At 42.6% G+C, this 3,755-nt stretch carries 4 protein-coding genes; 1 reads left to right on the plus strand and 3 read right to left on the minus strand.

The features are described from left to right. Positions 1–209 precede the first annotated feature (209 nt). On the plus strand, positions 210–380 hold the full coding sequence (locus ACED28_RS22870; RefSeq protein ID WP_371710822.1) for a hypothetical protein: 171 nt from the start codon (positions 210–212) through the stop codon (positions 378–380). Positions 381–993: 613 nt separating this feature from the next. On the opposite strand, the gene ACED28_RS22875 is transcribed toward ACED28_RS22870, so the two are convergent. The 3 genes from ACED28_RS22875 to ACED28_RS22885 form a co-directional block, all read right to left on the minus strand. Then, a complete protein-coding gene (locus ACED28_RS22875) occupies positions 994–1,224 on the minus strand; it encodes an MbeD family mobilization/exclusion protein (protein ID WP_371705181.1) in 231 nt (76 codons plus the stop codon). A gap of 3 nt (positions 1,225–1,227) precedes the next feature. Then, positions 1,228–1,683, minus strand: coding sequence for an MbeB family mobilization protein (locus ACED28_RS22880; protein ID WP_371710824.1), 456 nt, complete (start codon positions 1,681–1,683; stop codon positions 1,228–1,230). A gap of 684 nt (positions 1,684–2,367) precedes the next feature. Continuing rightward, on the minus strand, positions 2,368–2,685 hold the full coding sequence (locus ACED28_RS22885) for a MobC family plasmid mobilization relaxosome protein (RefSeq protein ID WP_371705179.1): 318 nt from the start codon (positions 2,683–2,685) through the stop codon (positions 2,368–2,370). Positions 2,686–3,755 lie beyond the last annotated feature (1,070 nt).

Consider the following 3,755-nt stretch of genomic DNA (forward strand, 5'->3'; position numbering starts at 1 on the left):
GTGCTACTTTTAAGCACCTTAGATCTTCAACAACATGCTCTGTAAACGTTAAGTCTGTTCGGTCTATATTGATAATTGGGCAAAAATAACCAAGTGGGTGACAGGCAGTAAACATATAAAACTATTATCATTTCAGCTTGATTTATATAAAACAGACCCCATATCTTATATCGTTAGAATACTCTAGCGAAATAACTTGGAAAAAAACAATGTCAAAATCTCCTATTGGTACAACAGCAAAAACAGGTGAAAAATGCCCTGAAAGCGGAGTGTGGAAGTCAATGGATTCTCCATCAACAACAGCTCCAATCGCAGAACATAATACAATGCCGCCACACAACCAAAAAGCAGTAACGTGGAAGCTTACTCAATACGCATAAAAAATTATTTTTTGGTCATGTGTCATTTTCACATGACCAATTATCAAGAAGATAAAATGAACCATAAAAAATGCAGAAAATAAAAGATATTCTTACGATCCTAACACTACTGTCTATGCTCTTCTCTGGCTCCTATTACATACTAGATAACATATATACAGGAAACCTATATAGCATTGATAAGATATTAGATTTAAACAGCTCTTACGCTCTTCAGGTCATAGAAATGCAAGACAACGTAAATACAAAGCTAATATCAATAGAAAAAAGATTAACTATATTGGAAAAAAACAACACAACACTACAAACAGAAAAATAAATCCCCCTCAAAGTTCTGTTTGTTCAAGGTGCACTAAGTGAACATTATGTACATTATGTTCAATGGCTCACTTAGCTATCGAAAACACCCACCTCACGCACTCAAACGCCCATAGGCGCGTTTTAAAGCAATCACTTCGCTCTACTGCCCCATAAATCGGGCTGTAAGTTTGTGACGCTTCCAGAGCGATTTACAGGGCAATAAAACCGCCATCCGTTTCAACCAAAACAAATAGCCAAATGCCTATTTGTTACAAACTCATTCCACGATCACCAATTTCTCGATCTCGACTCATCATCTGTTCGTGTTGTAGCGCTTTTCCAACCGCTGGAGCTGAGCGTTCAAGCTCTGCACTTGCTCGGTCAAGTGACTCACGCTCAAGTGCAATTTTTTGTTCTCCAACGAAGTAGCATCGAACATTTTCACCAATCCGTTGTAGGCCGTCACAAAGTCTTGATGTCGCTTCTCGTGCTCTTTCTCTAAGTCCTCGAACGCGCTCAATAGCTGAGTCTCTAATTCCGTCATCACTTAATACCCCTCTGGAATAAACATCGGACGTTGGTCGGACTTTCTCGTCCAATTCGACGTTCCTTCCGCTTGTGCTAGGCACAAGCGTTCCCCGCACCGGCTGAGTTGAAGATTTCCGCCCTGGCTCTCGAGTTCCGCTATCCGATCTTTCTGCTGACTGATGGTCACCCAATTGTCCGTGATCAGCGTGCCCTGATACCAAATCACGCCCCATGACACCAAAATCACCGACACCACGAACGCGATCCCCCATAACCAACTGGGGATAATTAACCTTTTCAGGCTCGAAGTCTGGTCGTCGATGACGTTGCTGATTTCGATCTCGCTGTCTTTCAAAGCCCTCACGATATGTTGTTCGTGCTTCGAAAATTCGCTCTTGAGCGAGCGCTCGATATCGTTCGCTTGCTCTTTGGATTTCGTCTCGAAGTCCGAGGCCAAATCTAAAATCTTTTTCATAAATCAGTCCTTTCAATCGAAGATTCTTACCACCTTCTGGATTGGCAATACTCAAACTATTCTTAGTTTCTCGGGCAATGGTGAAACCGGCTTTTTCGAGACAATCCTTCACATCATCACGATTTCGAATCTCGCCATTTCCCGCTTGTGTTAAAAGCCCACGAGTGATCATTTCAACCGCCAATTTTTTTGAATGAGGCAAAGTATTCGCGGTCACCAGCTCTTGTTTATTCGCTGGGTCATTCGGATCTTTTAATTTCAAAAATTCATTTTGGAGGGTTTGCCACGCATTAATTCGAGGCCGATCGACACGGTCAAAATACGGTTGGAGCCGTCGACCACTTAAAAGCTCTATATTCGGTACCACAAAATTTAACTCTAATCGGCCTTTGTCTCGATGCTCGACCCAAAGACAAGCAAACTGATCTTTGTCCAGACCAGGGAGTAATGCCGATTCAAACGACGACATTAATTTATCTTTAGCTTCTCGAGGTAAATCAGATTCAGCAAAAGAAAGAACCCCACTCGTATATTTTTTTGCATATGGACTCGAATCGATGAGGGCAATAATCGTACTCGGGTCACCACGATCTAACGTGGCCCCGTCACGTTCTCCGTCTTTGCCTAATAGATATTCAACAGGACCGGAGCCACAACCGGTTCCACGAGAGTGAATTTTGACAATCATGAATGCTCATCCTGCAGATCTCGTATGGCTTGTTCAATCGCCCCCAATGCTGTGATGACTTTGAGTCGATCCACTGTTTTCCAATCATCAGAATTCGTCGCCCTGGCTATCTGATTTAAGTTATTACCAATACCGGCTAATTGACGAAGCAAAGCAGGATCACAAGGTGGCGCTTTAAATCGTGACGCTTCCTTTTCTCCCAAGCACACATCACGCATCCATTCCGCTAATCGTGCCTTAGTATTTCGACGCTGCAACGCAGAATACTCGTCATCATGCACTCGGATTTTTATCTCTTTCTGTCTTAATTTCATAATGGCCTCGGGCGATGATTCGAACCGAAGGGCCGGATTATCGCTCGTGGTCTTCGGGGGTCTCGGGGGCGAAGCCCCTGTGCCAGTCACTGTGAACCCGTCAGGAGCGAAGCGAATAAAGGGGACGCTGTGTATACTGGCTTTAAAAGCTTAATACGAATGTACTACAGGGAAATAAGATAACTATCTCTGTTTTAATCAAAATAAAAAGAATGGAAGACAGGTCAAAATGTCGCAGAAAAGGAAAAAGAAAAGGCCAATTAAGACAGGGACACCCTCGGATTGAAAAGCACCAGGATAAGGAGGTCGCAAAGCTCCAACTCAAGCCCTTTCGGCTACGCCGAACCCCTATCTCGAAACCATTAAAATGGATGAAACATCAGGGGTCATTTATCGTTTAACCTTGGGGTTTTCTCTCCCTTTCGGGCTGCCCTACGCTGTGCCTTTAGTGCTCTAAGGTCATTTGCAGACTCTTAAAACATCCTCCTCAGTGGCACACACTAAACCGTATTATCATTTGGCCTTACTCAATGCCTAGCAGCTGTAGCATCGTGACCTATTACGTCATTTCGGGTTCAGTTCGTTCGCTGGCTATCTCAGGAAATCCTTGGTCGATAGCGGGATGACATACCTATCCAAAACATCTTGAATCCAAATAGGTCAGGGAATACTTGAAGTGCTTGCATGATATAGCTATCATGAAAGGACTTAACGGGGCTGAATTCGTTTAAGTATTCCGAAATAAACCACCTTGCCGGGTGGTTTTTTCACATCTGGGCATTAGGTTACGACCAAATTCCAAAGATCGCAACGATCTCTTTATCAGTTAATTGAAGATCAAAAAAAAACCTTCAATTATGAAGGCCTTTTTTTTATCATTCTGTATTATCTGGCGTTTTATATATCTCAAAAAGTGAAAGGCATTTTCTTCCTGATATTTTTGGTCTGAGACCAAAAATATCTCCAAAATCCGACATTGTCTGTTTTCACTCAACATCCTTATCTAAAGAAAATAGTGCTACTTTTAAGCACCTTAGATCTTCAACAACATGCTCTGTAAACGTTAAGTC

The organism is Vibrio sp. 1F253 (assembly GCF_041439295.1).
GTDB classification, from domain to species: domain Bacteria; phylum Pseudomonadota; class Gammaproteobacteria; order Enterobacterales; family Vibrionaceae; genus Vibrio; species Vibrio tasmaniensis_A.

Coding starts and splice junctions, on each gene's coding strand:
- ACED28_RS22870 (WP_371710822.1), top strand. CDS start 210: ATGTCAAAATCTCCTATTGGTACAACAGCAAAAACAGGTGAAAAATGC.
- ACED28_RS22875 (WP_371705181.1), bottom strand. CDS start 1,224: ATGACGGAATTAGAGACTCAGCTATTGAGCGCGTTCGAGGACTTAGAG.
- ACED28_RS22880 (WP_371710824.1), bottom strand. CDS start 1,683: ATGAAAAAGATTTTAGATTTGGCCTCGGACTTCGAGACGAAATCCAAA.
- ACED28_RS22885 (WP_371705179.1), bottom strand. CDS start 2,685: ATGAAATTAAGACAGAAAGAGATAAAAATCCGAGTGCATGATGACGAG.